Below are 25,402 nucleotides of genomic sequence, written 5' to 3'. Positions count from 1 at the left end.
AAAAGGAGATCGTATTGATCTCCTTAATTAAACTTCGCTTACGAATAATTAAAAATGTTCAGCAGTTGCTAAATTCCACATTCTAAAATAGAAGTTTTCTTCATCTTTATTTTCACAACTGAGCAATTCGCCGTCTTTCATCCAAAAGTGCAATTGAGCATAGTTCTTGATTTCACGGTCATTGACTCGTTGTGCTAAATGATGTGCTTTAATCTCAGCAGGATGTTGTAAACCAGCTGCAGCAATCATTTCCGCGAGCGCTTTTAAGGTATTTTTTTGGAAACTAAACACTCGGTCTGCTTTAGATGGCACATCAAGTGCTTTTTGACGTTCTTTGTTCTGCGTTGCAACGCCAACAGGACATTGGTTGGTATGACAACTTTGTGCTTGGATACAACCCACTGCAAACATAAAGCCACGTGCGGAATTGACCCAGTCGGCACCCATAGCCATAGTACTGGCAATATCAAAGGCACTAATAATCTTACCACTTGCACCAATCTTGATTTGAGAACGTAGACCTGCGCCAATCAAGGTATTGTTTACAAAAAGCAAGCCTTCACGTAAAGGCGTACCCATATGATCTATCAGTTCAATAGGGGCAGCACCTGTACCGCCTTCGGAACCATCAACCACGATAAAATCTGGAATGATTTTAGTCAGTAGCATAGCTTTTACAATACTCATAAATTGCCAAGGCTGCCCAATACACAATTTAAAACCAACTGGTTTGCCGTTGGATAGCTCACGTAATTGCTGAATAAAGTGCATCATTTCAATAGGATTGCTAAAAGCAGAATGTGTCGCTGGAGAAATACAATCCACGTCCATAGAAACACCGCGTATTTCGGCAATTTCTTTGGTGATTTTATCTTTGGGAAGGATACCACCGTGCCCTGGTTTTGCTCCTTGTGACAGTTTGATTTCGATCATTTTGATCTGTGGCAGAGCTGCTTGTTGTTTAAATTTTTCAGGATCAAACTTACCATCTAGAGTACGGCATCCAAAATAGCCACTAGCAATTTCCCAAACAATATCACCACCTGGTTCCAGATGATAAGGGCTTAAGCTCCCTTCACCTGTATCATGATAAAAGTTACCTTTTTTTGCACCAGTATTTAAAGCAAGAATAGCATTTGCACTCAAACTACCAAAACTCATCGCTGAGATATTCATAATCGAAGCACTATAAGGCTGTGAGCATTGATCATTACCAATACTAATTCTAAATGTATTAAAATCAGCAGGTGTTTTGGGTGTCATCGAATGGGTTAAAAAACGATAGTCATCTTGATAGACATCAATAATTGAACCAAAAGGCTTATCTGCATTTTCATTTTTAGCACGTTGGTAAACTAAACTTCTTTGTGCACGTGAAAAAGGTAAGGCATCATCATCAGATTCAATGAAATATTGACGAATTTCAGGACGTATATCTTCAAAGAAAAATCGAAAATGTCCCATTAAAGGGTAATTTCTTAAAATAGAATGTTGTGTTTGGATGATATCGGCAAAGCCAATTGCGGCCAGTATGGATGAAATAATCCAAGCTAAATTCAGTACAGTATCTGAAAAAAAGTAATAAATATAATGACCTTCGTTAAAGAAAATAATCCAAGTCAAATATAAAGATATAAATATACATAGGAACCAAACAGAATAACGGGAGAAAAAAGTATTGAGAAGTTGATGTCGAATTGCTTGAGCAGGACTTGCCATGAAGTGAATATCTCATTCTTTATATAGCGCTAAATTGCCCAAATTGATGAAAAAGCTCAAGTAATGATTTGTTAGACTTGAGAATGGTTCTAGATTAATAATTGAAATATTTATTTTCTAAACAATATGAGTTAATTTAACTGAAATATTTATTCAATATGCGATGAAAACAAAAAGGAATCGAAAATGTTTGAAGAGTTTCTGACAAAATTGTTAAACCCTAGTATCAGTTTTTTAGCCATTTATGTTTCTGTGATCGTTATCATTGCGTATATCGGGCTGTTCTTCCAGTTTTTTAAAATTAAAAATCTAAAGCAGGAAAATGAGACGTTAAAACATCAGCTAAGTTCTCAAGCTCACTCAAATATCAGCCTGAGCAAGGGTGAAGGAATTATTTCTTAAAATTATGCTGAAAGTAAATTGATACAAATAAAGCCTGAATTTTCAGGCTTTATTGGATAAGTTTTAATTATTTAGCTTTGAAATTTTGACAGTAATTATATGATCAACCTTACTTCTGATGTAGAACAGGAATTATTAACAGCAATGGACAACTATAAAGCCATTGCTGAAGTGCTTATTGATAAATTAATTACAGAAACAGACCAACCTGAAAAAGTAAAAATTAACGCGGGACACTATTACGAAATACAAGATGCTGATTTTTTAAATGGACAAAAAACGCTATCGGGAGATTGGTCTTTTTTTGTGCATGGAGAGCATTGTATGTTTGAGAATTTAATAACAGGGCAAATTCTTGAAGTTTCGCTTGGAAACAAAGAAAGTATTGGTAATCTTGATCCATATTTTTTTTATAATTTTCTTAAGACAACAGTTGAATTCAATCACTTAACAAAATACTTCGTTAATCCCTTTAGTAGTACTTTAGACTTTTTTGAAAAACTTGAACGACAAAAAATATTGATAATAGATTTCGGAGTTTATCGAAAACTATGAGTATAAAACAGTCTGATAAAAGGACAATAAAGTCACAGCAAAGTCTTCATCTCTAGTGGGATGAAGTGTTTACTTTTCTAATGCCTATGAAAATTTATACTTTAGCAGAACTGAAGTGACTTAAACTCAATACTTCGGTTAAGTCCTCAAGCTCATTCAAATATCAGCTTGAGCAAGGATGAATGAATTATTTCTTAAAATTATGCTGAAAATAAATTGATAGAAATAAAGCCTGAATTTTCAGGCTTTATTTGAGTGTTATTCTGTTAGATTGCGAATTTTATTCGTCAGTGGGAACAAGCATCAAGATAGATTCATTCAACAATCCAGCAATGTCTTCTAATATTTCATCATCAGACAATTCATGATTGAGTTTGACACTTTGTCCATCTGCAATCTGCTTTAAATGTAGTGCAAATTGTTCAGAAATACAGATCGATTCACCATTTGCCCAGAATAATAATTCACGATCCTGTTCAAGATAAATTAAGCGAGAGGCTGGCTCAATTTGTAGTAAATAGCCTTGTTCAAGAACTTCTGCTATATCGCCAGTGCCAATCGCTTCAGCATCTGGAATATTTTCAGGGTACTTTGCTTCAGCCATTAAACTCATAATGGCATCTTCTAACACTTTAGAATTATTTAATTTCGCCAACAATTCAGCTTTTAAATAATCGAGTTCAGCTTGTGTTACTTGCCCAATCGGGGTTTGTTTATTTCGCAATATGTCGAGAAGCGGATTGCGTAGTTGTTGATCTTCGATAAATTTATCGCTGACACGATCCATCATGTCGGCAATATTTGGCATACGGAAACCAAAAGAGTAGGTTAGGCAATCGTCTTCTGCTACTCCGTAATGCGACAATCCTGGTGGAACATAAAGTAAATCGCCTGGCGCTAAAACTTCATCAAAATGGATCTCCATTTCTGGAAGTAGCTTTAACGGCTGTCCTTCGACAAGCTCAGATTCAGCATCACACATTTGTCCAAGTTGCCAACGACGATGTCCATATCCTTGTACAAGAAATACATCATAAAAGTCAAAATGCTGACCTACAGAGCCACCTTTAGCAGCATAAGAGACCATAATGTCATCACGACGCCACTGTGGAATAAAAGGAAATTTCTTCCAAAGTTCAGCTAAATCAAATGAATAATGATCTACAGCTTGAATCAATAAAGTCCAAAGCTTTGGCATTTTCTGAAAATCACCTTTGATGAGTGGTGATGATTTTACTGACCATTGATTTGGATCTTTGTCTTTTTGCTTAATTAGGCGTGCTGTGATGTTTTCATCCAGAGCAAGCTCCAGGACATCGTCTGGAACAAGGATATTGGCAATTTCAGGTAAAGCGTTACGAACCAATAATGGTTTTTTTTGCCAGTATTCTGAGAGGAATTGTTCAGCAGTAATTCCGCCAAGAACATCTAAAGGTAGGGACATGAAAATAGCCTAAGCAAATTTGAATCTATAATACGGCTATTGTCTTATGAGATGACAGGTGGTGCAAGTATTTGTAAATTTATTCAAAATATATTTATATAAAAACAGCCCTGCTTTTTGAAAAATTAAAGGAGTTGTAAATTCATGATTTTATAAAATATCTCATAATATATCCGAGATTTGCCTAATTTAAAAGAAAGCATTTTCAATTGGGTTGAGGAATATAGATTTTTTCCTATTTCGTATTATTCTGATCCAAAAAAAGAAATTGCAGACAAAACACTTTTAGTATTGCGTTCGTATCGATAATTGATTATCTAGGGCAAAAATATTTCTATTCCAACTTGGGTGGTGAATGAAGCGCAAGTGAATGATTTTAGTGAGGCGCAATTAAATCAAATTGGGTTAGAGTATTTAAACAAGATGATTCTTGCTTTTGAGTTGGTCTTGATTGGGGACTGCTAAACAGAATCTAAGGCTAAGATTAAAGAAGGGTTGATGTTATTTGCAACGCATTATCAGGATTTATGGGATTAACTCAAAAAGTCTTCATCCTTTTTAATGCATGAGCAAATAACACAAATCCCATGTAATTATGGAAATTTATAATAAGATCGAGCTTATTATACAGTGTGGAAATTAAGGTAGCGGGATTCCCAACTTCCTTAAAATTCCACATAACTGAATCATTGGCATACCCATCAAAGTGGTTTGGTCTTGCCCAATCATTTGCTCAAATAAACCAATACCAAGACTTTCACACTTAAAGCTACCCGCACAATGCAAAGGTTGATCAATTTCGATATAACGCTCAATTTCAGCCAAAGTTAAGTCACGAAATTTAACATGATAATGCTCGACCAAGGTTTGTTCAAAACCAGAAGCTAAATGTTGCACACTTAAGGCAGTACTAAAAAAGACATTTTTTCCTGAATTGGCTTGTAGCTGTTGAATGGCTTTTTCTACAGATAAAGGTTTACCAATAAAATCTTGTGGTGCATGTTCACGCCAAGCCACCTGATCTGACCCAATCACAATGGCATTTGGATGGTCTTGTACAATGACTTGAGCTTTTTCAAAAGCCAAGCGTTTAGCCAAATCATCGGCATGAGATTCACCCCGTGGTGATTCATCGATTTCAGGTGAAATACAATGATAGTCTAAGCGTAAACGATTCATTAAATCTTTACGGGTTTGGCTCGATGAAGCCAAAATAATTTCATGGTGATTCATCTTTGAATAATTCATGCCTAGTTATACTGCATATTCCATCAAGAGATCTAAGGGAACATACGCCAAAACTGCTTGATGACAGGCTTGTAGTTTTACACGAGGTGCCATGTCATTTTGATAGGCCTCAACCCAACGCGTCACACATAAACACCAAAAATCACCAGGTTGTAGTCCCGGAAAGCCGTGTTCTGGCAGTGGTGTAATTAAGTCATTTCCTACTTTTTGTGAAAAATTTAAAAATTCTGAAGTCATTTCAGCGCATACAGTGTGCTGACCAAGGTCGGTTGTTGCTGTATGACAGAAACCGTTACGAAAATAACCTGTGATTGGAGAAAAACAACAACTTGCTAAAGGTTCACCTAAGACATTTAAACCATTGATTTTAGGATCGGGATGAAAAGACATAAGCGTATAGAATTTAAAAGTTCGCCCTATAATAATCAAATCTCAACTTTTCTACAGCTTTTCTACAAAAGTATCTAACCTTTTTTTGTGTAATCATTTAGAATCTACGCGATTTTTAATATCTATAAGAGAGCTATACATGAATTTTCAGCGTATGACTGACCTCGATTTAGCAGGCAAGCGTGTACTTATTCGTGAAGACTTAAACGTACCTGTTAAAAATGGTGTGATTACAAGTGATGCACGTTTACGTGCTGCATTACCGACAATTAAATTGGCACTTGAGAAGGGTGCTGCGGTCATGGTGTATTCTCATCTTGGTCGTCCCGTTGAAGGTGAACCAAAAGCGGAACAATCATTAGCTCCTGTTGCTGCTTATTTAACTGAGGCACTTGGTCAAGACGTTAAATTATTCACAGATTATTTAGATGGGGTTGAAGTTGCAGCAGGCCAAGTTGTATTACTTGAAAACTGTCGTTTCAATGTGGGTGAAAAGAAAAATAATGCTGAACTTTCAGCAAAATATGCAGCACTTTGTGATGTTTTTGTGATGGATGCATTTGGTACAGCGCATCGTGCAGAAGCATCAACTGAAGGCGTAGCACGTTTAGCAAAAGTCGCAGCAGCGGGCCCTTTGCTTGCAGCTGAATTAGATGCTTTAGGTCGTGCGCTGCAAACACCAGAAAAACCAATGGTCGCAATTGTTGCTGGTTCTAAAGTTTCTACTAAGCTTGATGTTTTAACTTCACTTTCTGATATTTGTGATCAATTGATCGTTGGTGGTGGTATCGCCAATACATTCTTAGCCGCAGCTGGTTTCAATGTCGGTAAATCCTTGTGTGAAAATGATTTGATTGATACAGCTAAAGCGATTGCAGCAAAAGTATCTGTTCCACTTCCAACAGATGTTGTTGTAGCAGATGCTTCTGCAATCGATTTTGCAGATTTCTTAGGTTCATTGGCAAATGCTAAAGCAACAGTAAAAAAAGTTGAAGATGTTGCAGACAATGACATGATTTTGGATGTCGGTCCTGAAACGGCGAAAGCTTTTGCTGAAATCTTAAAAACGTCTAAAACGATCCTTTGGAATGGTCCAGTTGGTGTGTTTGAAGTGGATCAATTTGGCGAAGGTACAAAAACACTTTCTTTAGCGATTGCTGAATCTGAAGGATTCTCTATTGCTGGTGGTGGTGATACTTTGGCTGCAATTGATAAATACCATGTTGCAGACAAAATTGGTTATATTTCAACTGGTGGTGGTGCATTCCTTGAATTTGTTGAGGGCAAGACACTTCCAGCTGTAGCGGTATTGCTTGAACGTGCTTAATTGAAAAATTATTTTAATTATGACGTTTATATGAAAGGCTGACCTCGTGTCAGCCTTTTTTATCTGAGAGATTCATTTTAAAGTAATAAAAATGAAATATAACTGCAATAAACTAGATCAAATCCAATCACCAACACTGGGAAATGTGATGAAATTTAAATTTACACTTGCAGCACTTCTTATTGCTCCTTTGGCATTTACTGCATGTTCTAAACAAGAAAAAGCACCAGCCTCAGAACAAACATCTTCTTCTGAAGCTGCTTCAGCAGAATCAGCAAATACATCTGCAGAACAACAAGCTGTGATTGATGCGCTTGATCAGCCTGTTTTGGATGAAAAAAATACAGATGTAGCTGCTGAAAAAGCAAATGCTCCAGCAGATGCGGCTACGCCAGCGACTGAAGAAGAAGCACCTAAAGCTCAATAATCTTTCTAAATGTTGTTATTTGTTAAAAGTCCCCGCAAACGCGGGGATTTTTTATGAAATAGTCAATATTGTTGCTGAATTGAAATAAAGCAACATGTAGAATATGGGGCATTACTTGGGAGGATATTATGGCTCTTATCTCATTGCGCCAACTCTTGGATCATGCCGGTGAACATAGTTACGGCGTTCCAGCGTTTAATGTGAACAACTTAGAACAAATGCGCGCAATTATGTTAGCCGCTGACGCAACAAATTCACCTGTAATTGTGCAAGCTTCTGCTGGTGCACGAAAATATGCAGGTGCTCCATTTTTACGTCATTTAATTTTAGCTGCAATTGAAGAATGGCCACATATTCCAGTGGTAATGCATCAAGACCACGGTACAAGCCCAGATGTTTGTCAACGTTCGATCCAGCTTGGATTTTCATCTGTAATGATGGATGGTTCTTTAGGTGCAGATGGTAAAACACCAACGTCTTATGAGTATAACGTTGATGTAACACGTCGTACTGTTGAAATGGCACATGCATGTGGTGTTTCTGTAGAAGGCGAAATTGGCTGTTTGGGTAGTCTTGAAACAGGTTTGGCTGGTGAAGAAGATGGTGTTGGTGCAGAAGGTGTACTTGATCATTCTCAACTTCTCACTTCTGTTGAAGAAGCTCGTCAATTCGTTGCAGATACCAATGTAGATGCTTTAGCAATTGCAGTCGGTACTTCTCATGGTGCGTACAAGTTTACTCGTCCACCTACAGGCGATATTTTGGCAATTGACCGTATTAAAGAAATTCATGCGGCGCTTCCAAATACTCACCTTGTTATGCATGGTTCAAGCTCAGTACCACAAGAATGGTTAGCGATCATTAACCAATATGGTGGTGACATCAAAGAGACTTATGGTGTTCCAGTTGAACAGTTGGTTGAAGCAATTAAGCATGGTGTACGTAAAATCAATATTGATACAGATTTACGTTTAGCATCTACAGGTGCAATGCGCCGTATGATGGCTGAAAAACCAAGTGAATTCGACCCACGTAAATTCTTCGGTGAAACGGTTGAAGCAATGAAACAAATCTGTGTAGATCGTTATACAGCATTTGGTACTGCGGGTAATGCAGACAAGATTCGCCCAATTTCTTTAGAAAAAATGGTTGATCGTTATAAATAATCTTTGATGGTTGTTGATCACCTAAAAGCCCACTCATGCTAGTGGGCTTTTTCTTGAATCATAGGAACTCGGTTTCGCATAAATTTTGCAATGATTGGTGAGATAAGAAGTAAATTATGGAACTCATATTTTTAGCAGCACTTTGTAGTGTGCTGGTTTCAATGCTTTTAAAATGGACCAAACAAAAAGGTTTTGATGCATTGCAAATGATTGCTTGGAATTATGCAATCGCCAGTGTATTGAGCTATATTTGGTTTAAGCCTGATTTGGCCCATATTTCAATCTCAAATACACCGTGGTGGTTGATTCTTGGTTTAGGTGTTGTATTACCCAGTATTTTTTTATGCTTAGCAAAATCATTACATAGTGCAGGAATTTTAAAAACTGAAATTGCACAGCGATTATCTGTGGTTTTATCATTATTGGCTGCATATTTTTTATTCCAAGAACAATTTAACCAATTAAAAATGCTTGGTATCGGTTTGGGTATCGTGGCAGTTTTATGTATTGTACTTTCTCAGTCGAGTCCATCAAATTCATTACTCAATCAGAAAGGTATCCTTTCTTTACTCAGTGTTTGGGTGGGTTATGCTTTGGTTGATGTTTTATTAAAATATACAACCAGCCTTGGTTTACAGTTTCCTGTTACATTAACCTTGATGTTTATCTGTTCATTCCTATTATCTGTAGGTTATTTACTGATTCGAAAAACTCAGTGGAAGCTTCAGAACTTTTTTGCTGGTTTGGCGTTGGGGATTTTAAATTTTGCCAATATTGCTTTATATGTCAAAGCGCATATTTTATTAAAAGATTCTCCAGCGATTGTTTTTGCAGGGATGAATATCCTTGTGGTGTTATTTGGAGTAATTGCAGGGCTGTTAATTTTTAAAGAAAAGCTTAAAGTGATTACAGCTCTAGGACTGGTTTTAGGTTTGGCTGGAGTGGTATGTTTAGCCTTGGCAATATAATGATTTAAGAGAATGAAAGATTAAAATGATAAGAATACTATTCATAATACTGGGTACATTTATCATGATAGATGTTTTTGCAGCTAATTTAACATTGGTGAAGACTGAACAAGAAAAAGGAGATCGCGATAATCCTTCCATGACGACTTATACCTATAAAGCAATATCTCCTTTAGTTGTTGAGTATTTATATGGATATGATGCAGATTATGGTGAGAATAATTTAAAAATTCAATTTTTAGATCAAGATACTCAAGGAACATATTTAGGTCATACACGTTTTTTAGTTGATGATGAGTCAAAAAAATACGTTAAATTATTAAAATTACCCAGTGTTCCGTTAAAACATGGATGCTTTTATCAAGCTCAGGCAGAGATTTTTCTTGATGATGTTTTCGTTTCTAGAAATGATTTAAGCAGTTCATCATCTGGGAGTGCTTTTATTAAGAATATAAAACCATTATCAGATGTAAAATTAAAGTGTGATATATATTGATGTTGATCACTTTACAATAAAATTAAACGGTAACTTTATTGATTAAATTGGTGGATATGAGATGGATGCATTTGAACAATTATTTATTCATTTAGATTTACAACTAAATAATATTCGCTTAGTACCATTATCTCTTGAACATGAGCAAGGACTTGCTGAAGCGTGTCGTGATGGTGAATTGTGGAATCTACGAATTACCTCAACACCACATTACACAGAAGTTAAAAATTATATTGAAAAAGCATTAATACAAAAAGCACAAGGTAGTCGTTATCCCTTTGTTGTCATAGAGCAAAGCTCAGGGAAAGTCTTGGGAACGACTAGTTATCACGATATTTTATTAAACGTAAAACGTTTTGAAATCGGCTATACATGGTATGCACAATCTGTACAGAGGACTCATGTCAATACAACTTGTAAACTATTACTATTAGGTTTCGCTTTTGAACAACTTCAAGCCAATACCGTGGCGTTGCGGACTGACCAATTTAATTTTAAAAGCCAAAAAGCCATTGAACGTTTAGGTGCTAAAAAAGATGGCATTATTCGGGGCGATCAAATGCGTAAAGATGGCACTATTCGAGATACAGTGTTGTACAGTATTGCTCAAGGTGAGTGGAACAATGTAAAAGCACATTTACAAGACATGTTGGCACACTATAAAAAATAACTATTTTATTGAATTTTATTCGATTCAAGGGCATGCAAATGCCCTTGAAATCATTTGAAAGATCGTCATGGTGATTTCATATTTTGATCATAAAACTTTCAAACATAGCGGACAATGGAGGAGCATTCTTTACAATGGTGTAATTGCTATGAATCAAGATATCTTTTCAACGCATACATCATTACAAACCCATCAAGTGCAGCTTTCACCACTACAAATAGAACATGAAAATGCTTTAATTGAGGTATGTAAAGATGGCCGATTGTGGGAATTAGAATATACATTAGTTCCACATTATTCTCAGATCAAGGATTATATTGCCAAGGCACTTGAACAAAAATCTTTGGGAATACACGTACCTTTTGTTGTTTTAAATCAGCGGAATGGTCGTATTGTAAGAACCACCAGTTTTCGCGATTTGATTTGGGAGGTGCGCCGTGGTCAGATTGGCTATATATGGTATGCAGAATCAGCACAGTGCAGTCATATCAATACCCGTTGTAAGTTGTTATTACTTTAGTAAGCATTTGAAAAACTACCAGCCAACTCGGTTGTATTAAGGACGGATATTCGCAATGTTAAAAGTCAAGGCGCCATTGAGCGTCTAGGTGCGCATTATGATGATGTGCAACATCAAGATGAGCTACGAAAAGATGGAACTGTTCGAGATACTGTTATATAGCATAATCAAAGATAAATGGCAGGGCATTAAACAGCATTTAAGCCAGTTACTTAGCCAAAGCTATAAGCTTTAACTTATAAGGTTTAATTATGTATTTAACTACAATCTATATGTAAGCGATGTTGTTGGCAATGAATGCATTGAAACAGATAGCCTGTTAAATCACCGTCGATACTGAGGTGATCTTGGATAAGCTCTACTGGATAACCATTTTCTTCGATATCGGCTTTAACCTCATCCCAAATTGGTTTAAGCCTTTCACTATCCGCATAAGCGATGAACTGACATGGTTCATTGCAATGCACGAGCCAAACTTCTTGTTGCCAACTATGATAACTTGGCGTTTTGAAGCAGATTTCATCTAAAAATTCAGGGTTGATTTTTTCGGATGGAACATTTGGGTTTGAAGAAATACCTTCAATGCCACAATAGTCATTGTATTCTCCATCGTATTTTTGCGCTGCTGCACCATTGGCAATACACCACGGACAGATATACTCGGGTTCATCTACACTATAAAAAGAACTTACGTACTTTAAATCACGTTGTTGATTGCAAATCGAACAAATACCGTCTTCTTTTTTAAACAGATCAAGTGTGTATGCGTTGGGATGATATTTAAACTGAGGATAATCCATATTTTTGATTCTTCTAGGTAAAGATTTTTAAGTATTGAATGCTAACAATAAAATTCTACACGAAAACTTTCAATCAGTTCAGGTGGAACGCGTGTTGTTTGTCCATTGGTACGCATAAACAATTCGCCTTTGTAATACAACGGACGGTCCGATTTATTACATTTAAAGACCAATATGGTTTTTCCTTGAATCTGTATTTCTTCTAGTGTGGTATAAATATTTGAAATTTTGTTACTTTCGTGTGCCAGTTTATCAATCAAACTCCGCTTCATTAAGTCGAGTGAATTATTAAAGTGTTCCGCAAGTTCATTTTCAATCCCTACAATGGTTAAATCATCAGCAATACCTATAAAGACATAGCCATTGCGGGTATTCATAAATGCAAAGCAGGCTTTGACCCATTTATCTGATTTGCGGTTGGTTAATAGGTCTGTGGTACGTTCTTTAAATTCAATCCGTTGATTTTCACCCAGTTGAATTAAATTAAAATAGTACTCTGAACAGGAATTTTGCCGATAATGATTGAGTGTGGTTTTAATTTTCTCTAATGATTTATATGCGGCAACAGTTTCTAAATTATGAATATCTTGCCATTGGTAAATTAATTTAATCTTTAGATCGTTTGTTAAGTTTGGATCAGCAAGGTATTCAAAGCTCAAATTGAGATATTGTAAAATTTCTGTGTAAATAGCATGACTGGCAATTGGAATGGAAATTTTATTAAAAGTATTTCTAATTTTTTCTAAATTTTTGTGAAATTCAAAAGCTTCTTGGTAAAAGCTTAAATATTTAAACTCATTTAAAATATGTTCATAAGGGCGATGAAATGAGTTAGGAAACAGTTGCTTGGGCGGTATATGGATATATTTTTCAATCTGTTGGAAATAATATCTTAAGGTTGGATACTTTAAGGCCTGATCAATATTGATTTCAAATTTCTCAGAAAGTGGCTTAGTGGTATAAGCTTGAAAAAACAGCAGGGTTTGGATTTCTTTGTATTTCTTGGGGTAGTCATGCCAATGCGTTTCTAGAAACTCATTAAAATTCTTAAATTTATTGGTGAGATACATGTTCAAATCCATAGCAACACCTTTGATCCTCTATTGTTTGGTGTTCGGTATTTACAACAAATATGTCATCAGACTATTTATATATAGTTATTTATAAGTTAATTAAGTCAGGAAATAAAGCGTAAAACTTTAAATCGGATCGTGAAAGTTGTTAGAAAATATAACAAATATTTCAATTTGGTGAATAGCGCATTTGACTGCTTCATTTCGTCATTAATCGATAATTTGCGGAATCGCTAAACTTGGATTTTGGATAAATGATGCTAATCGTTCTTTTAATGAGGTGGCTCGTTCAGGAACAGCATCAATTGCAATCTCAGCGAGCCTCTTGACCAATTGTAAATCACCAGCTGCAGCAGCCACATAGCAGAGGGTACACATGTGTGCGGGATGTAAGGGATTTATACAGGCCTGATGCGCTTTCTTGAGAAAATCTTCAGGCCAATGTGCTAATTGATTAAAGAAATTTTGGCTTTGACGATTCCACTCAGATATTAGAAATTGCACCATTTCGTTGGCATCTTGTTCATTTGAGGTATATGACCAGTCGTTGTCATGATCATTGATCAAATAAGGCAGGATCGAACTACGCCATGCACAATCGAAATCACGCATTTTTTCAATATCTAAAGCGTTACCTGTACATCGCATAACATATTCACCTAATGTGATGAGGTGAATACCGAGATTAACTTGAAAACAATGTCTTTTAATGGAGTGTTGTATATCGACGATTCGAATAACTTCCCCCTCAACCTGTCTAAATACATCGCCTTTTTTTATAAAGCCCTGTGCTTTTAAAATGGGATAAAACTGGCTTTGTAATAGTTTGGAAATGACTTTTTTATCCATTCGATATATCCATGGTAGAGGCTAGCATTGCCATAGAAATTTAGCAGTTTTACCCTGAGGGCAATCAAATAGGTAGGCGGAACCTCCTCCACCAAAATTCATCTCAGTTCTATGATCAGGTCCGGTCTCTAGTTGAGCAACAAAGCGCATAGGCTTTTGGCAGCAATCACATTCAGGTGTTTCATCATTTTGCAGCCACTCAGCTGAGCCAGAAAGCTGACCTAAAATTTCTCTCTTGGGTCCTTGCCAAAGTTCACGTGATTGTGAATATTCTTCTTGCGAATCTTGGAAAATCTTGGCGCCATATTCCGTTTCACGTAAGGTATTTTCAGGTTCTAAAGGTTGGAATTTTTCAAGAGCATGAATCTCTGTAATGACAATCACTTTATTACCACCACCATCTGCATCCCAGTCATCACACATCCCCGGATCTTGGCTACACATAAAGATCAATTCTAAACCGAGATCAGTTTTTACTTTGCCAAGGTATTGCATTGCACCATCACAATTTGTGCAGCAAGGCCATTCAACCTGTAAGCCAATCGTTTTAACAGGAAGACCACCAAAAGAGGTTTGATCAAGGTGTTGTGAGACTTGGTCTAAAATTAAAAGTTGAGTCATTGTTATTCCCTATTTTATTTATATTTTAATTAAGCTAGTTAGATCTTAACTGTGTACAACATATCCAAAGATTCCAACCAAATTGCTATTCTGGGTTAAGCCCAATGCAAGTCGAGGCAAGACACAACCTGTAATGATTGTTCCTTTCGGGTAATCATCAGAATCGATTTGTTCTAAAAGTGCTGAGTCTCCAATCCGAACAAATGCACAGTCGATAAAATCGTGTTGTGCTGCAAACCAATTTATCATCTTGTGCCAAGGCTGAAAATATTCTGCTGGAGATTCTTCACCATCTTGTTCAACTTCTTTCCACCACTGTGTATTTGTTGTAAGCGGTTCAGTCGTAATGTTCGCCAAAGGAAAAATAGTATTGGCAAAGTATTGTTGAATCAGCTGAGGCGTAATTTTTTGGCTAGCTGAGTTTTGTGAATGCATGATATAAAAATCTTGAAAATAATCACCCGAGTTTGAATCCATACCAACTTCAACATTTGTCATGATATTGGCGATTTCAGCGCTTAGTTTTTGACAAAGTTTTAATTCATCGGGATCAATTTCATGCTGCAATGGGATATTGTGCTTTGAGATAGAACCATCATTATAAACGCTAGTAAAGCGCGAAATAATATTGTTAGGCCATTCATCTGTATCAGCACCCACATCATAATTCTGCATACATTCAGATAATATTTTTAATCTTTCTTCACTTAACGCTAGTTTTGTACTCATGGTTTTGCCAAATTTAATTATAAATCTTAATCATATAAACGGTAAATTCCAGTAAAGCGCTCACAGCCTTTTTGTGTTGTTGTCACAGACAAAATTGCTTTTTGGAAATTAAGCACATATTTACAGTCATGTTCATTGTCCAAAATTTGATTCTTTTTTTCAGGCGTGGTGTAAGCCAACAATGAGACGATTTGACTATCTTTACGGTTATTGGGATTTCGATAGGCGATGCCTTCAACTTTAATCCGATCTTTAGTCAGTTGATGGATTTGTAAATGGGCGGGTTGCTTCGAAATTTTACCATGTTCATATTTGATGAAATGTTGGGTTAAACTTTGATTCATTGAGGTGTAAAAATTTAAGTCTTCTAGGCGAATATCGAACTGTTGTTTAAAACAATCGTTGCTTTTACATTGGCTTAAACGGTTGAGCCACAAACGATGCGTATCATTGATTAAGCGTATTGGTGCGTCTGTGACCAGATATGCAGTGAGATAGCTCTCATTCAATTGAGCGCGTAGTTCACTATACTGTGAACCACATAACTTTTTTAAAAGTGATGAATCTTGATGCTTACAGTCAAGAGGCAGGGCATAAACAGCTGATGTACTGATACAGCTCAAAATGAGACCAGACAAGAGTGTTTTAATTTGATTAAATTCTGTATTCAACAGCATGATCGCTTATACTTTCACAATGTTTGCATACGTACTATAGCGAAAGAGAAAGTACGAATACAAGATTTTTAAATTTTAAAAACTGCAAAAGGAGCTAAGAATGATCATACCGATTCGTATTGGGCAGGGAATGGATGTACATGCTTTTGAAGAAGGTGATTTTGTAACTTTGGCAGGCGTTCAAATTCCACATACGCATGGTTTAAAAGCACATTCTGATGGTGATGTTGTGTTACACGCATTATGTGATGCTTTATTGGGTGCATTGGCTTTAGGGGATATTGGACAGCATTTCCCAGACACAGATGCTGAATTTAAAGGTGCGGATAGCCGTAAACTTTTAAAACATGTTTATCAATTAATTTTAGACCGTGGTTATAAATTAAATAATGCCGATATTACTGTGGCATGTGAACGGCCTAAATTAGCCAAACACAATTTGGAAATGCGTCAAAGTATTGCAGATGTGTTAGATGTTGATGTGACTCAAATTAGCGTTAAAGCAACAACCACAGAGAAATTGGGTTTTACTGGTCGTCAGGAAGGTATTTTATCCACTGCAACAGTCTTAATTTCACATTTAGCAAAGTAATTATTTTTACAGTTTAGAACTCTTACTTATCTATCTGCTGAGAAATAATGATGAAGTGGTAGATAAGTTTTGATGTTTTCTAATTTTAAAGCGTTATAGTCAAATTTTACATACAAAAAAAGCCCTTTAAAGGGCTCTTTTTACATGCAAAAATTAGTTAGCTAACGCTTTAACTTGTGCATTCAAGCGGCTCTTGTGACGAGCAGCTTTGTTTTTATGGATGATACCTTTATCCGCCATACGGTCAATAACTGGAACTGCAGCTTTATAAGCTTCAGTTGCGGCAGCATATTCACCAGTAGCGATAGCAGCGATTGTGCGTTTGATATAAGTACGTACCATTGAACGCAAGCTTGCGTTGTGTTTACGTGCTTTAACGTTTTGACGAGCACGTTTTTTTGCTTGAGCAGAGTTTGCCACTCGTGCACTCCTTGAATTAGATGGGTCTGGGCGGGCTGAAACCACATCTGAAAACCACATCAGAGGATTATCACCAGCCCGTAAACAAGTGCCATATTGTGATTAAAGAGGCCAGTAAAGTCAAGTGTTGACATGCTTTGACAACATTTTTGTTGAAGAAAAATTTGAAATAAAACGTTAGATTAGTAATAAATCTAGGAGATTGTTTAAAAAATGACTAATTCGATAAAAAATGCGATTGTGATTGGAGCAACAGGTTTAGTGGGACAGCGTCTCATTGAGCAGCTCAATTTATTGGCTGATTGTGAAAAAATTACAGTTATTGTGCGACGAGAAAATCCAGACTTTTCAAAATTTAAAAAAGTTGAACAATTTGTATTGGATGACTTACTTCTACTCAATGATCAAGATGTCAGCGGTTACACTCATGCATTCAGTTGTTTGGGAACGACCATTAAAAAGGCAGGTTCTAAAGAAGCTTTCTATAATATTGATTTTGAGATCAATGCACATTTTGCAGATTTATTTAAAATGACTGAAACTCATTTACTTTTAGTCAGTGCGATGGGGGCAAAAGCCAGCTCGCCAATTTTTTATAATCAAGTCAAAGGTGAACTTGAGGACTATATACAAAAGTTGAACTTATATCGTTTTTCTATTATTCGCCCATCATTACTCCTTGGTAATCGGAATGAAAAGCGATTCTTGGAAGATGTAGCGCAAAAGTTATATGGTAAATTTTCGCATTTGGTACCCAATTCTTTTAAATATAAGCCAGTGACAGCACAACAAGTGGCTCATACTATGGTCGAGGCTGCTCAAGCACAAACTCAAAAAATTGAAATTTATGATAATTTACGTATACAAAATAGCAAATAATGGAGTGATAACGTGACTAAAGTACCTTTTGTAACTTGTGATTTATTAGATGATCACCCAGACCAAGACATCCAAACCCTGATTCCATCTCTCGATGGCAAATTTTTTAAAAGTTATGGAGCTCGTAAAACCTTTGGTGGTCAAATCGTGACAGTCAAGTGTTTTGAAGATAACTCACGAGTGAAAGAGTTACTTGCTACAGATGGAACAGGCAAGGTTTTGGTTGTCGATGGTGGAGCATCCATGCGTTGTGCCTTGATGGGTGACATGATTGCTGAATCAGCGGTTAAGCATCACTGGAATGGTGTAGTGATTTATGGCTGTGTACGTGATGTAGATGCACTAGTTGAACTTGATCTAGGCGTTCATGCATTGGCTACAATTCCACAAAAAAGCAATCGTAAAGGCATAGGTGAGGTCGATATTCCTGTGTATTTTGGTAGTGTCACTTTCAATTCTGGTGAATTTATCTATGTAGATAACAATGGAATTGTGGTTTCAAAAGAAAAATTAGTGGATTTATAAAAAGCTTTATTTAAGCGAAAACAATCATCTAGGGGGTATAAAATGGTACATCATCAAATTAAAGTTGTACAAGCTTTGGCTTCATCACTGACTGAGGGAGGCCGTGGTGTAACTGGAACACCATTTCCAAACCAGCCAGAAAAGGCCTTAAAGTTATATGAGTTTGAAGGTTCACCATTTTGCCGCCGTGTACGAGAAGTAATGACCTTGCTCAATTTGGATTATGAAGTCTATCCATGCCCTAAAGGTGGGACTAAATATCGTCAGGTTGTAAAAGAAAAAGGGGGGAAATTGCGTTTTCCGTATTTCGTTGATGAAAACACGGGAACAGCAATGTATGAATCAAAAAAGATTGTTGATTACTTATTTAAGCACTATGGTAAAACCGGCAAAACGCCAAAGAAATATTCTCATTATCCTAAATATCCAACGGTCGCCATGGTGGGAACTATTATTAATGGTGCGCGAGGGGTTTGGGTAAATAAAAAAATTGTTGATCGTATAAGCCCAGCGCAATTATTGGAGTTATGGGGGTTTGAAGCAAGTCCCTATACACGTGTTGTGCGTGCTGAGTTAACTGAATTAGAAATTCCATTTATCTTTCATAATGTGGCTAAAGAGTGTTGGCAAGATCTAGGACCAGCAGTTTTGCGTTTAAAACCTGGTAAATATGTTGCTTTGGTGGGCGGAAAACGTGAAAAAATTATTCCTGTTATGGGGCGTGCAAAGCAAGATATTCAAGTGCCTTATTTAGAAGATCCAAATACAGGTGAAAAACTCTTTGAGTCAGCAGTAATCGTACGTTATTTACAGAAACAATATGGTTAACTCTATGTATTAAAAGCATCTAAACAGGTGCTTTTAATTGAAGGATAAATATGGGTTTACAAGAAAATTATCTTGAATATCGAAATCATATAAATGCTTTAAAGACTGAACAAGCCTATTTAAAGTATATTTTGAAAATTCAACAGGTCGTGCATCAACGGCAGTTGGTATCTTGTATGAGTGATTCAAAATGGCTCAAACTTCTACATGCAATGAAAGACTTGGATTTTCCACCTGCATTTATTGTCAAATTGGTGACTGAAAATAAAGATCAACAAGCTGAAGATAAATTTGTGAAGAAAATTCCGTGGTATATAGGTGATTGGCATCCTTTCTATCACGATGCTATGCCTGTATTTATTGGAATTGAATATTTAATTGTAAAGCCTATGCTGAGCAAGTCGAGGGGGAGATTGATCAGTGATTTGATTTTAGATCAAACAGATCAATTTCGTACTTTGTTGCAGCATTTGAATATCGTGTTTGATCAGAAAGACTGTTATTTTAAAATTTATGCTTATCACCTAAAGTAGTTTTAAAAATACTTACAATCGATGTGCCTAAACAAAATAAGTCAAAACTTATTGCTTTAATTATTTTCCATAACATTTATATCGATATAAATATTGTGAATTAGTGGATTGTTAACGATAAAAACTTAAGCTTTAAAACAGCCTATGTTAGATTGTAACCAATAGAATATTTTGAGATATATTATGACTTCAACTCGAATTCAACCTGTTATGAATCGTCCAGGGGAAAATGCCTTATTTATTGTTTTAGGATTAAGGCTTGGGGCTGAAGTAATTGATACAGTAATTGATTTTGCGGCAAATTTTTCTGCATTGACGCGTAGTTTAACCAACCGTTATCCAGATGCACAATTTAGTGCGGTCATGGGATTTGGGGCAAATGCGTGGGAGCGTTTATTTCCTGATCAGGCTAAACCACAAGAATTAGAACAGTTTAAAGAAATTAAAGGGCCAAAATATACGGCTGTTTCAACGGAAGGTGATTTGTTTTTCCATATTCGCGCTGATCGCCAAGCGTTGTGTTTTGAAATGGCAGATATGATCAATACTGAATTAAAAGCTGTAAGTTACCCAGTAGATGAAGTGAATGGTTTTCGATATTTTGACGGTAGAGCGATTATTGGCTTTGTCGATGGGACCGAAAACCCAGAGCCTGAAATTGCGGCTGAATATGCACTAGTGGGTGATGAAGATCCAGACTTTAAAGGTGGCAGTTATGCATTTATTCAAAAATATATGCATGATATGGACAAGTGGCGCGCGCTAAGTGATGAAGAACAAGAAAAAGTCATCGGACGAAAAAAGTTTAATGATCTTGAGTTGAGTGATGATGTAAAACCTAAAACAGCACACAATGTAGTAAGTAAGGCACATGATGCGGATGGTAATGAAATTAAAATCATGCGTGCAAATATGCCGTTTTCAAATCCATCTAAAAATGAGTATGGTACTTTCTTTATTGGTTATGCACGCAAATTTAGTGTGACTCGACAAATGTTAGAGCACATGTTTCAAGGTGATGAAGAGGGTAATTTAGATCGTTTATTAGATTTTAGTACAGCAGTGACAGGAACTTTATTCTTTGTGCCTACTGTCGATTTCTTAGATGATTTGGGTGACGAATAACGCTGATGGTTTATGTTTAGGTAAATGGTCGCTTTAAAGTGGCCTTTTACTGCGAACTTGAGTCATCTTTGTTATGATGAATCATTGATTTAATTGGGTTTTAATGATGTTTGATAAAATTGCGACCTTATTTAAGGGTAGTAAAAACGGTCCTGAGCAAGTTTTTCTACAAGAAAATAATATTCAAATTGATGCTGAGCACGGTTTTATTGTAGATGGTATTGTTTTAAATCGTGAGTTATCTGAAAGGCTGGAATACTTTTCTAACCGAAAACTCAATAATTTTGATGATTTAAAGGCCTTGTTTTATAAAACAATTTTGATCAATGAAAAGATTGATTTAGAAATCGCAACAAACAACTATGTGCAAAGGCTTGGCAATACAGAAGAAAATTTAAAACAATTCAAAAAAATTATTCAAAAACTCAATGATTATTATAAACAATTTAAACGAGAAAAATAAATCAACTTAAGGCATGGATAATATTTGATGGAATCAGAATATTTCATCAAAGAATCATATGTGATGTTGCTTAGATTTTTAATTGTTATTAAATGGTTATTAGCAACTCATTTGGCAAGAGCTTCCACAGGTTCGTGATCCTGCTAGTTTGTCTTATAGTAAGCGTGGATTTTGTTCTGATGGGAAAAATACTGTAGTTGAGTCATTACTTAGACAAATAGAATAAATAAAATCACTCAACTGAATAAAGTCATCATGTTAAACTATTGCTCATGTCTTTTAGACCCTATGCGATTATGTTTAAACAAGAAATCTCTGACCTCAATTTAAAACAACTGAAAGCAGGCGAAAAACGCTGGATCGGCACAATGCTCGGTTCATCTGCTGCCTTATTGTTTAAGGAGATTGCAGAGAAATCGGATCAGCTCTTTGTTTTGGTTGCGAAAAATAATCAGCACTTAGGGCAGTTGGAAAGTGAATTAGAATTCTATGGGGTAAAACCAACAATATTTCCAGATTGGGAGATATTGCCATACGATCGTTTATCTCCACACCAAGATATTGTCTCTGAAAGACTGTCGATACTTTCCAATATGCCACAAAAAGGTATTTTATTGGTATCAGCAACCACTTTGGCACAACGTGTTGCCCCTACATCATGGGTATTGGGTGAGCATTTTGATATCCGTGTTGGTCAGAAATTTGCTTTAGAACAACAAAAATTAAAATTAGTTCAAGCGGGTTATCATTTGGTTGATACTGTTTATGACCATGGTGAGTTTGCGGTACGTGGTAGTATTATGGATATTTATGCCTCTGGGCAGAATGCACCCATTCGTATTGACTTATTTGATGATGAAATAGACAGTTTAAAATTCTTTGATCCTGAAACGCAAAGAACAACGACAAAGTTAGAACGTTTTACTGTACTTCCTGCAAAAGAATTTCCGTTGAAAGAAGCGCGTTCAACATTTCGTGATCGCTATGCCGAAAGTTTTCCAACAGCAAATCCTAAAAAAAATCCAATTTATCAAGATGTGTTAGAAGGTATTGCTTCTCCGGGATTAGATTTCTACTTCCCATTATTCTTCTCAAAGCAAGCCATGCAAACACAAAGTTGTTTGGTTTCGTACTTCCCAAGTAATTCTATTGTCATTACAGATAAGCACATTGATGAAGGATTGTTGAGTTTTTGGACAGATGTAATTCGTCGTTACGAAGACCGACGCCATAATGCTGATCAGCCGTTATTACCACCTGAAGAAATTTTTATACAACCGAATCAACTATTCGAATATTTAAATCAATTTTCAAGAATTATTGCCTCAACAGAAGCCATTGAATTAAAAGCAGGTTGTATCAATTTGTCGGTTGAATTACCGCCAAGATTGCCTGTAGACCCTAAACAAGAGCAGCCATTTAAAGCCGTTAAACAGTACGTGGATGAGGCCAATCATCCAGTGTTGTTGGTGGCTGAAAGTGCTGGACGTCGTGAAACATTAAAAGATGCTTTACGTGCAAGTTTAGGTGAAATTCCAGTTGTCGAAAGTTTTGCTGTATTTCAACAATCTAATTTCTCTGTGGCGATCACCAATGCACCTTTGGATCGTGGGTTGGTCATCAGCAATGATCTATCGGTTATTTCTGAAAACCAACTATATGAACACCGTGTAGTACAGCGCCGTAGAAAACGTCAACAAGAGGTTTCAGAAGAGTTTCTTATTCGAAGTCTGACGGAACTTAATATTGGTGCGCCAGTGGTGCATATTGATCATGGTGTTGGGCGTTATGCAGGTTTAGTTACCTTAAATATTGATGAACAAGACTATGAGTTTCTGCAATTAAACTATGCAGATGATGCAAAAGTGTATGTTCCTGTGACCAATTTACACCTGATTAGCCGTTTTAGTGGAGGTGATCCTGATTTAGCGCCTTTACATAAATTGGGTACAGATGCATGGAATAAAGCAAAACGTAAAGCACTTGAACAGATTCATGATGTGGCAGCTGAATTGTTGCATATCCAAGCACGTCGTCAGTCTAAACCTGGGATTAGTTTCGAGTTGGATCAAAGTGCATATATGCAATTTTCCAGTGGTTTTGCTTATGAGGAAACACTGGATCAGGCCAATGCCATCGAAGCGACCTTATATGATATGCAACAAGCCAAACCAATGGATCGACTGGTTTGTGGTGATGTTGGCTTTGGTAAAACGGAAGTGGCGATGCGGGCGGCATTTGTTGCTGTTCAAAATAATAGGCAAGTGGCTGTCTTGGTACCTACCACCTTATTGGCGCAACAACATTTTGAATCATTTAAAGATCGCTTTGCCGATTGGCCAATTCGTATAGAGGTACTTTCTCGTTTTGGAACTAATAAAAGTCATACCAAAATCATTGATGATTTAATCGATGGTAAAGTCGATATTGTTATCGGTACGCATAAAATTCTTCAGGAAAATGTGCAGTTTAAAAACTTAGGTTTAATGATTGTTGATGAAGAACATCGTTTTGGGGTACGTGATAAAGAGCGTATTAAAGCCATGCGCGCAGATGTTGATATGTTAACGTTAACTGCAACACCAATTCCTCGTACATTGAATATGGCTTTTGGTGGGATGCGTGATCTCTCGATTATTGCTACACCACCAGCACGTCGTTTAGCCGTTAAAACTTTTGTCAATGAACAAACCAATGAAACCATGAAAGAGGCAATTCTAAGGGAATTGTTACGTGGTGGGCAGGTTTATATATTGCACAATGAAGTGGATACCATAGAGCGTGCTGCGGAAAATATTCGTCAACTTGTACCAGAGGCTCGTGTCGCTGTTGCACATGGTCAAATGCGTGAACGTGAACTTGAGCAAATCATGCAACAGTTCTATCACAAAGAATTTAACGTGCTGGTCTGTTCAACGATTATTGAAACGGGGATTGATGTTCCTAATGCCAATACGATTATTATTGAACGTGCAGACAAACTTGGCCTAGCTCAATTACATCAATTGCGTGGTCGTGTTGGACGTTCACATCATCAAGCCTATGCATATTTGATGGTGCCATCGATTAAAGGCCTTAAAGGTGATGCAGAAAAACGTTTAGATGCCATTCAGAGAGCTTCAAATCTTGGCGCTGGCTTTATGCTGGCTACGGAAGACTTGGAGATTCGTGGTGCTGGTGAGCTACTCGGTGAACAACAAAGTGGTTCAATGAATGCAATTGGTTATAGCTTATATATGGAAATGTTGGCCAAAGCGACCAAAGCAATTCAACAGGGTAAGACCCCTAATTTTGATACACCACTTTCACTCACTTCAGAAATTACACTACATATGCCTGCTTTGATCCCAGATGAATATTTGGGAGATGTACATCAGCGTCTTATGTTCTATAAACGTATTAGTAATACCGATACTCAAGATAAACTTGACAATATACGTATGGAGTTGATTGACCGGTTTGGTGTACCGCCATTGCCAGTAAAACAGCTGTTTAGTGTCCATCAAATTCGGATTAAGGCTGAGGCGTTGGAAATTACTAAAATTGATATAGGAGCTAACGGTGGAGTGATCGAATTTTCACCTGATACTCCGGTGCAAGCGATCAGTATTATTCAACTCATGCAAAAGCATCCAACTTGGTTTCGTATGGACGGTGGGCAACGCTTAAAAGTGATGGTGATGCTTGAAGAGAATGACAAAAGAATTCAGTTTATTCAGGATTTGTTAAACAATTTACTGACAGAATTAAAGCGTTAATTTATCTGGAATTTGAGCTTAAATAATGCTCAGTATGAGATTGAAAGTGCTTATGAATTTTTTCTGGTAAATCACTTGAAAAAATTCTGTGATTCTTTAAAGTGTAATTGTGATCAGGTTCAAAACAAACTGTGTTTATTTGTACCAAAACACAAGATAACCAATATTCACACGAAAACCGATGTGTTAGTATTAGCC

General features: G+C 36.5%; 27 protein-coding genes and 1 pseudogene. 17 read left to right on the top strand and 11 right to left on the bottom strand.

Features of this window, described 5'->3' with window-relative positions; all coding sequences use genetic code 11:
* Window positions 1–48: 48 nt before the first annotated feature.
* Window positions 49–1,719 (bottom strand): FMN-binding glutamate synthase family protein, encoded by a 1,671-nt coding sequence (locus AC2G3J_RS10450; RefSeq protein ID WP_419360402.1) that lies wholly within the window; start codon window positions 1,717–1,719, stop codon window positions 49–51.
* 186 nt (window positions 1,720–1,905) lie between these two features.
* Here AC2G3J_RS10450 and AC2G3J_RS10445 point away from each other — a divergent pair, with 186 nt between their 5' ends.
* Together AC2G3J_RS10445 and AC2G3J_RS10440 are read left to right on the top strand one after the other, a co-directional pair.
* Window positions 1,906–2,121: a hypothetical protein gene (locus AC2G3J_RS10445; protein WP_336951366.1), complete on the top strand. Its 216-nt coding sequence runs from the start codon at window positions 1,906–1,908 to the stop codon at window positions 2,119–2,121.
* Between the two features lie 99 nt (window positions 2,122–2,220).
* Window positions 2,221–2,676, top strand: a complete 456-nt coding sequence (locus tag AC2G3J_RS10440; RefSeq protein ID WP_419327488.1) for a DUF6896 domain-containing protein — start codon at window positions 2,221–2,223, stop codon at window positions 2,674–2,676.
* A gap of 280 nt (window positions 2,677–2,956) precedes the next feature.
* On the opposite strand, the gene AC2G3J_RS10435 is transcribed toward AC2G3J_RS10440, so the two are convergent.
* The 3 genes from AC2G3J_RS10435 to AC2G3J_RS10425 form a co-directional block, all read right to left on the bottom strand.
* Entirely contained in the window at window positions 2,957–4,120 is a 1,164-nt protein-coding gene (locus AC2G3J_RS10435; RefSeq protein ID WP_483769946.1) for a ribosomal protein uL16 3-hydroxylase, read from the bottom strand.
* 639 nt (window positions 4,121–4,759) lie between these two features.
* Window positions 4,760–5,353 (bottom strand): Maf family protein, encoded by a 594-nt coding sequence (locus AC2G3J_RS10430; RefSeq protein ID WP_419327545.1) that lies wholly within the window; start codon window positions 5,351–5,353, stop codon window positions 4,760–4,762.
* 21 nt (window positions 5,354–5,374) lie between these two features.
* Window positions 5,375–5,758 (bottom strand): DUF2237 family protein, encoded by a 384-nt coding sequence (locus tag AC2G3J_RS10425; RefSeq protein ID WP_004720680.1) that lies wholly within the window; start codon window positions 5,756–5,758, stop codon window positions 5,375–5,377.
* 139 nt (window positions 5,759–5,897) lie between these two features.
* On the opposite strand from AC2G3J_RS10425, the gene AC2G3J_RS10420 reads away from it, so the two are divergent.
* The 7 genes and pseudogenes from AC2G3J_RS10420 to AC2G3J_RS10390 all read left to right on the top strand — a co-directional run bounded on the left by AC2G3J_RS10420 (window position 5,898) and on the right by AC2G3J_RS10390 (window position 11,567).
* Entirely contained in the window at window positions 5,898–7,085 is a 1,188-nt protein-coding gene (locus AC2G3J_RS10420) for a phosphoglycerate kinase (protein WP_336951360.1), read from the top strand.
* A gap of 148 nt (window positions 7,086–7,233) precedes the next feature.
* Window positions 7,234–7,512, top strand: coding sequence for a hypothetical protein (locus tag AC2G3J_RS10415; RefSeq protein WP_004821354.1), 279 nt, complete (start codon window positions 7,234–7,236; stop codon window positions 7,510–7,512).
* 128 nt (window positions 7,513–7,640) lie between these two features.
* Window positions 7,641–8,678 (top strand): class II fructose-bisphosphate aldolase, encoded by a 1,038-nt coding sequence (fba, locus tag AC2G3J_RS10410; protein WP_004720677.1) that lies wholly within the window; start codon window positions 7,641–7,643, stop codon window positions 8,676–8,678.
* A 116-nt stretch (window positions 8,679–8,794) separates the two neighbouring features.
* A complete protein-coding gene (locus AC2G3J_RS10405; RefSeq protein WP_419327490.1) occupies window positions 8,795–9,646 on the top strand; it encodes an EamA family transporter in 852 nt (283 codons plus the stop codon).
* Window positions 9,647–9,710: 64 nt separating this feature from the next.
* Window positions 9,711–10,142, top strand: a complete 432-nt coding sequence (locus AC2G3J_RS10400) for a hypothetical protein (RefSeq protein WP_336951355.1) — start codon at window positions 9,711–9,713, stop codon at window positions 10,140–10,142.
* A 61-nt stretch (window positions 10,143–10,203) separates the two neighbouring features.
* Window positions 10,204–10,812: a GNAT family N-acetyltransferase gene (locus AC2G3J_RS10395; RefSeq protein WP_336951353.1), complete on the top strand. Its 609-nt coding sequence runs from the start codon at window positions 10,204–10,206 to the stop codon at window positions 10,810–10,812.
* 148 nt (window positions 10,813–10,960) lie between these two features.
* Window positions 10,961–11,567: pseudogene (locus AC2G3J_RS10390) on the top strand (GNAT family N-acetyltransferase).
* 22 nt (window positions 11,568–11,589) lie between these two features.
* Here AC2G3J_RS10390 and AC2G3J_RS10385 read toward each other — a convergent pair.
* The 6 genes from AC2G3J_RS10385 to AC2G3J_RS10360 form a co-directional block, all read right to left on the bottom strand.
* Window positions 11,590–12,132 carry a CbrC family protein gene (locus AC2G3J_RS10385; protein ID WP_336951351.1) on the bottom strand — a complete coding sequence of 181 codons (543 nt, stop codon included), beginning with the start codon at window positions 12,130–12,132 and terminating at the stop codon, window positions 11,590–11,592.
* 41 nt (window positions 12,133–12,173) lie between these two features.
* Window positions 12,174–13,214, bottom strand: a complete 1,041-nt coding sequence (locus AC2G3J_RS10380; protein WP_419327494.1) for an AlbA family DNA-binding domain-containing protein — start codon at window positions 13,212–13,214, stop codon at window positions 12,174–12,176.
* Window positions 13,215–13,415: 201 nt separating this feature from the next.
* A complete protein-coding gene (locus AC2G3J_RS10375) occupies window positions 13,416–14,054 on the bottom strand; it encodes a DUF4304 domain-containing protein (protein ID WP_419327496.1) in 639 nt (212 codons plus the stop codon).
* A gap of 21 nt (window positions 14,055–14,075) precedes the next feature.
* Window positions 14,076–14,675 carry a hypothetical protein gene (locus AC2G3J_RS10370; protein ID WP_224965442.1) on the bottom strand — a complete coding sequence of 200 codons (600 nt, stop codon included), beginning with the start codon at window positions 14,673–14,675 and terminating at the stop codon, window positions 14,076–14,078.
* A 45-nt stretch (window positions 14,676–14,720) separates the two neighbouring features.
* The gene (locus AC2G3J_RS10365) at window positions 14,721–15,404 is read right to left on the bottom strand and encodes a hypothetical protein (protein ID WP_483769945.1); all 684 of its coding nucleotides are present in this window, start codon (window positions 15,402–15,404) and stop codon (window positions 14,721–14,723) included.
* Between the two features lie 26 nt (window positions 15,405–15,430).
* Window positions 15,431–16,081: an A1S_1983 family putative colistin resistance protein gene (locus AC2G3J_RS10360; protein WP_004720662.1), complete on the bottom strand. Its 651-nt coding sequence runs from the start codon at window positions 16,079–16,081 to the stop codon at window positions 15,431–15,433.
* Between the two features lie 100 nt (window positions 16,082–16,181).
* On the opposite strand from AC2G3J_RS10360, the gene ispF reads away from it, so the two are divergent.
* Window positions 16,182–16,673 carry a 2-C-methyl-D-erythritol 2,4-cyclodiphosphate synthase gene (gene ispF, locus AC2G3J_RS10355; RefSeq protein ID WP_004720660.1) on the top strand — a complete coding sequence of 164 codons (492 nt, stop codon included), beginning with the start codon at window positions 16,182–16,184 and terminating at the stop codon, window positions 16,671–16,673.
* A 153-nt stretch (window positions 16,674–16,826) separates the two neighbouring features.
* On the opposite strand, the gene rpsT is transcribed toward ispF, so the two are convergent.
* Complete coding sequence (gene rpsT / locus AC2G3J_RS10350) at window positions 16,827–17,093, bottom strand: 30S ribosomal protein S20 (RefSeq protein ID WP_004720657.1); 267 nt, start codon at window positions 17,091–17,093, stop codon at window positions 16,827–16,829.
* A gap of 213 nt (window positions 17,094–17,306) precedes the next feature.
* Between rpsT and AC2G3J_RS10345 the strand changes: the two genes are divergently transcribed.
* From AC2G3J_RS10345 to mfd, 7 genes are all read left to right on the top strand, one after another.
* Complete coding sequence (locus AC2G3J_RS10345) at window positions 17,307–17,972, top strand: Rossmann-fold NAD(P)-binding domain-containing protein (RefSeq protein WP_483769944.1); 666 nt, start codon at window positions 17,307–17,309, stop codon at window positions 17,970–17,972.
* A 12-nt stretch (window positions 17,973–17,984) separates the two neighbouring features.
* A complete protein-coding gene (gene rraA / locus AC2G3J_RS10340) occupies window positions 17,985–18,497 on the top strand; it encodes a ribonuclease E activity regulator RraA (protein WP_419360416.1) in 513 nt (170 codons plus the stop codon).
* A 42-nt stretch (window positions 18,498–18,539) separates the two neighbouring features.
* A complete protein-coding gene (locus AC2G3J_RS10335) occupies window positions 18,540–19,325 on the top strand; it encodes a glutathione S-transferase N-terminal domain-containing protein (RefSeq protein WP_419327502.1) in 786 nt (261 codons plus the stop codon).
* Between the two features lie 50 nt (window positions 19,326–19,375).
* Window positions 19,376–19,858, top strand: coding sequence for a DUF6678 family protein (locus AC2G3J_RS10330; protein ID WP_419327504.1), 483 nt, complete (start codon window positions 19,376–19,378; stop codon window positions 19,856–19,858).
* 183 nt (window positions 19,859–20,041) lie between these two features.
* Window positions 20,042–20,983: a Dyp-type peroxidase gene (locus tag AC2G3J_RS10325; RefSeq protein WP_419360420.1), complete on the top strand. Its 942-nt coding sequence runs from the start codon at window positions 20,042–20,044 to the stop codon at window positions 20,981–20,983.
* 106 nt (window positions 20,984–21,089) lie between these two features.
* Window positions 21,090–21,446 (top strand): hypothetical protein, encoded by a 357-nt coding sequence (locus tag AC2G3J_RS10320; RefSeq protein WP_336951332.1) that lies wholly within the window; start codon window positions 21,090–21,092, stop codon window positions 21,444–21,446.
* A 296-nt stretch (window positions 21,447–21,742) separates the two neighbouring features.
* On the top strand, window positions 21,743–25,204 hold the full coding sequence (gene mfd, locus AC2G3J_RS10315; RefSeq protein ID WP_336951475.1) for a transcription-repair coupling factor: 3,462 nt from the start codon (window positions 21,743–21,745) through the stop codon (window positions 25,202–25,204).
* Window positions 25,205–25,402 lie beyond the last annotated feature (198 nt).

The organism is Acinetobacter legionensis, from assembly GCF_057165765.1.
Note: the sequence above shows the minus strand (reverse complement) of the source record. Positions and strands in the feature narration are given on the sequence as shown.

Bases quoted from the DNA above. Each gene is read 5' to 3' on its own strand.
- ispF (WP_004720660.1), top strand. From the start codon at position 16,182: ATGATCATACCGATTCGTATTGGGCAGGGAATGGATGTACATGCTTTT.
- AC2G3J_RS10445 (WP_336951366.1), top strand. From the start codon at position 1,906: ATGTTTGAAGAGTTTCTGACAAAATTGTTAAACCCTAGTATCAGTTTT.
- AC2G3J_RS10440 (WP_419327488.1), top strand. From the start codon at position 2,221: ATGATCAACCTTACTTCTGATGTAGAACAGGAATTATTAACAGCAATG.
- AC2G3J_RS10385 (WP_336951351.1), bottom strand. From the start codon at position 12,132: ATGGATTATCCTCAGTTTAAATATCATCCCAACGCATACACACTTGAT.
- AC2G3J_RS10325 (WP_419360420.1), top strand. From the start codon at position 20,042: ATGACTTCAACTCGAATTCAACCTGTTATGAATCGTCCAGGGGAAAAT.
- AC2G3J_RS10370 (WP_224965442.1), bottom strand. From the start codon at position 14,675: ATGACTCAACTTTTAATTTTAGACCAAGTCTCACAACACCTTGATCAA.
- fba (WP_004720677.1), top strand. From the start codon at position 7,641: ATGGCTCTTATCTCATTGCGCCAACTCTTGGATCATGCCGGTGAACAT.
- AC2G3J_RS10345 (WP_483769944.1), top strand. From the start codon at position 17,307: ATGACTAATTCGATAAAAAATGCGATTGTGATTGGAGCAACAGGTTTA.
- AC2G3J_RS10360 (WP_004720662.1), bottom strand. From the start codon at position 16,081: ATGCTGTTGAATACAGAATTTAATCAAATTAAAACACTCTTGTCTGGT.
- AC2G3J_RS10330 (WP_419327504.1), top strand. From the start codon at position 19,376: ATGGGTTTACAAGAAAATTATCTTGAATATCGAAATCATATAAATGCT.
- AC2G3J_RS10430 (WP_419327545.1), bottom strand. From the start codon at position 5,353: ATGAATCACCATGAAATTATTTTGGCTTCATCGAGCCAAACCCGTAAA.
- AC2G3J_RS10395 (WP_336951353.1), top strand. From the start codon at position 10,204: ATGGATGCATTTGAACAATTATTTATTCATTTAGATTTACAACTAAAT.
- AC2G3J_RS10450 (WP_419360402.1), bottom strand. From the start codon at position 1,719: ATGGCAAGTCCTGCTCAAGCAATTCGACATCAACTTCTCAATACTTTT.
- AC2G3J_RS10400 (WP_336951355.1), top strand. From the start codon at position 9,711: ATGATAGATGTTTTTGCAGCTAATTTAACATTGGTGAAGACTGAACAA.
- AC2G3J_RS10435 (WP_483769946.1), bottom strand. From the start codon at position 4,120: ATGTCCCTACCTTTAGATGTTCTTGGCGGAATTACTGCTGAACAATTC.
- AC2G3J_RS10380 (WP_419327494.1), bottom strand. From the start codon at position 13,214: ATGGATTTGAACATGTATCTCACCAATAAATTTAAGAATTTTAATGAG.
- AC2G3J_RS10420 (WP_336951360.1), top strand. From the start codon at position 5,898: ATGAATTTTCAGCGTATGACTGACCTCGATTTAGCAGGCAAGCGTGTA.
- mfd (WP_336951475.1), top strand. From the start codon at position 21,743: ATGTTTAAACAAGAAATCTCTGACCTCAATTTAAAACAACTGAAAGCA.
- AC2G3J_RS10335 (WP_419327502.1), top strand. From the start codon at position 18,540: ATGGTACATCATCAAATTAAAGTTGTACAAGCTTTGGCTTCATCACTG.
- AC2G3J_RS10415 (WP_004821354.1), top strand. From the start codon at position 7,234: ATGAAATTTAAATTTACACTTGCAGCACTTCTTATTGCTCCTTTGGCA.
- AC2G3J_RS10375 (WP_419327496.1), bottom strand. From the start codon at position 14,054: ATGGATAAAAAAGTCATTTCCAAACTATTACAAAGCCAGTTTTATCCC.
- AC2G3J_RS10405 (WP_419327490.1), top strand. From the start codon at position 8,795: ATGGAACTCATATTTTTAGCAGCACTTTGTAGTGTGCTGGTTTCAATG.
- AC2G3J_RS10425 (WP_004720680.1), bottom strand. From the start codon at position 5,758: ATGTCTTTTCATCCCGATCCTAAAATCAATGGTTTAAATGTCTTAGGT.
- AC2G3J_RS10320 (WP_336951332.1), top strand. From the start codon at position 21,090: ATGTTTGATAAAATTGCGACCTTATTTAAGGGTAGTAAAAACGGTCCT.
- AC2G3J_RS10365 (WP_483769945.1), bottom strand. From the start codon at position 15,404: ATGAGTACAAAACTAGCGTTAAGTGAAGAAAGATTAAAAATATTATCT.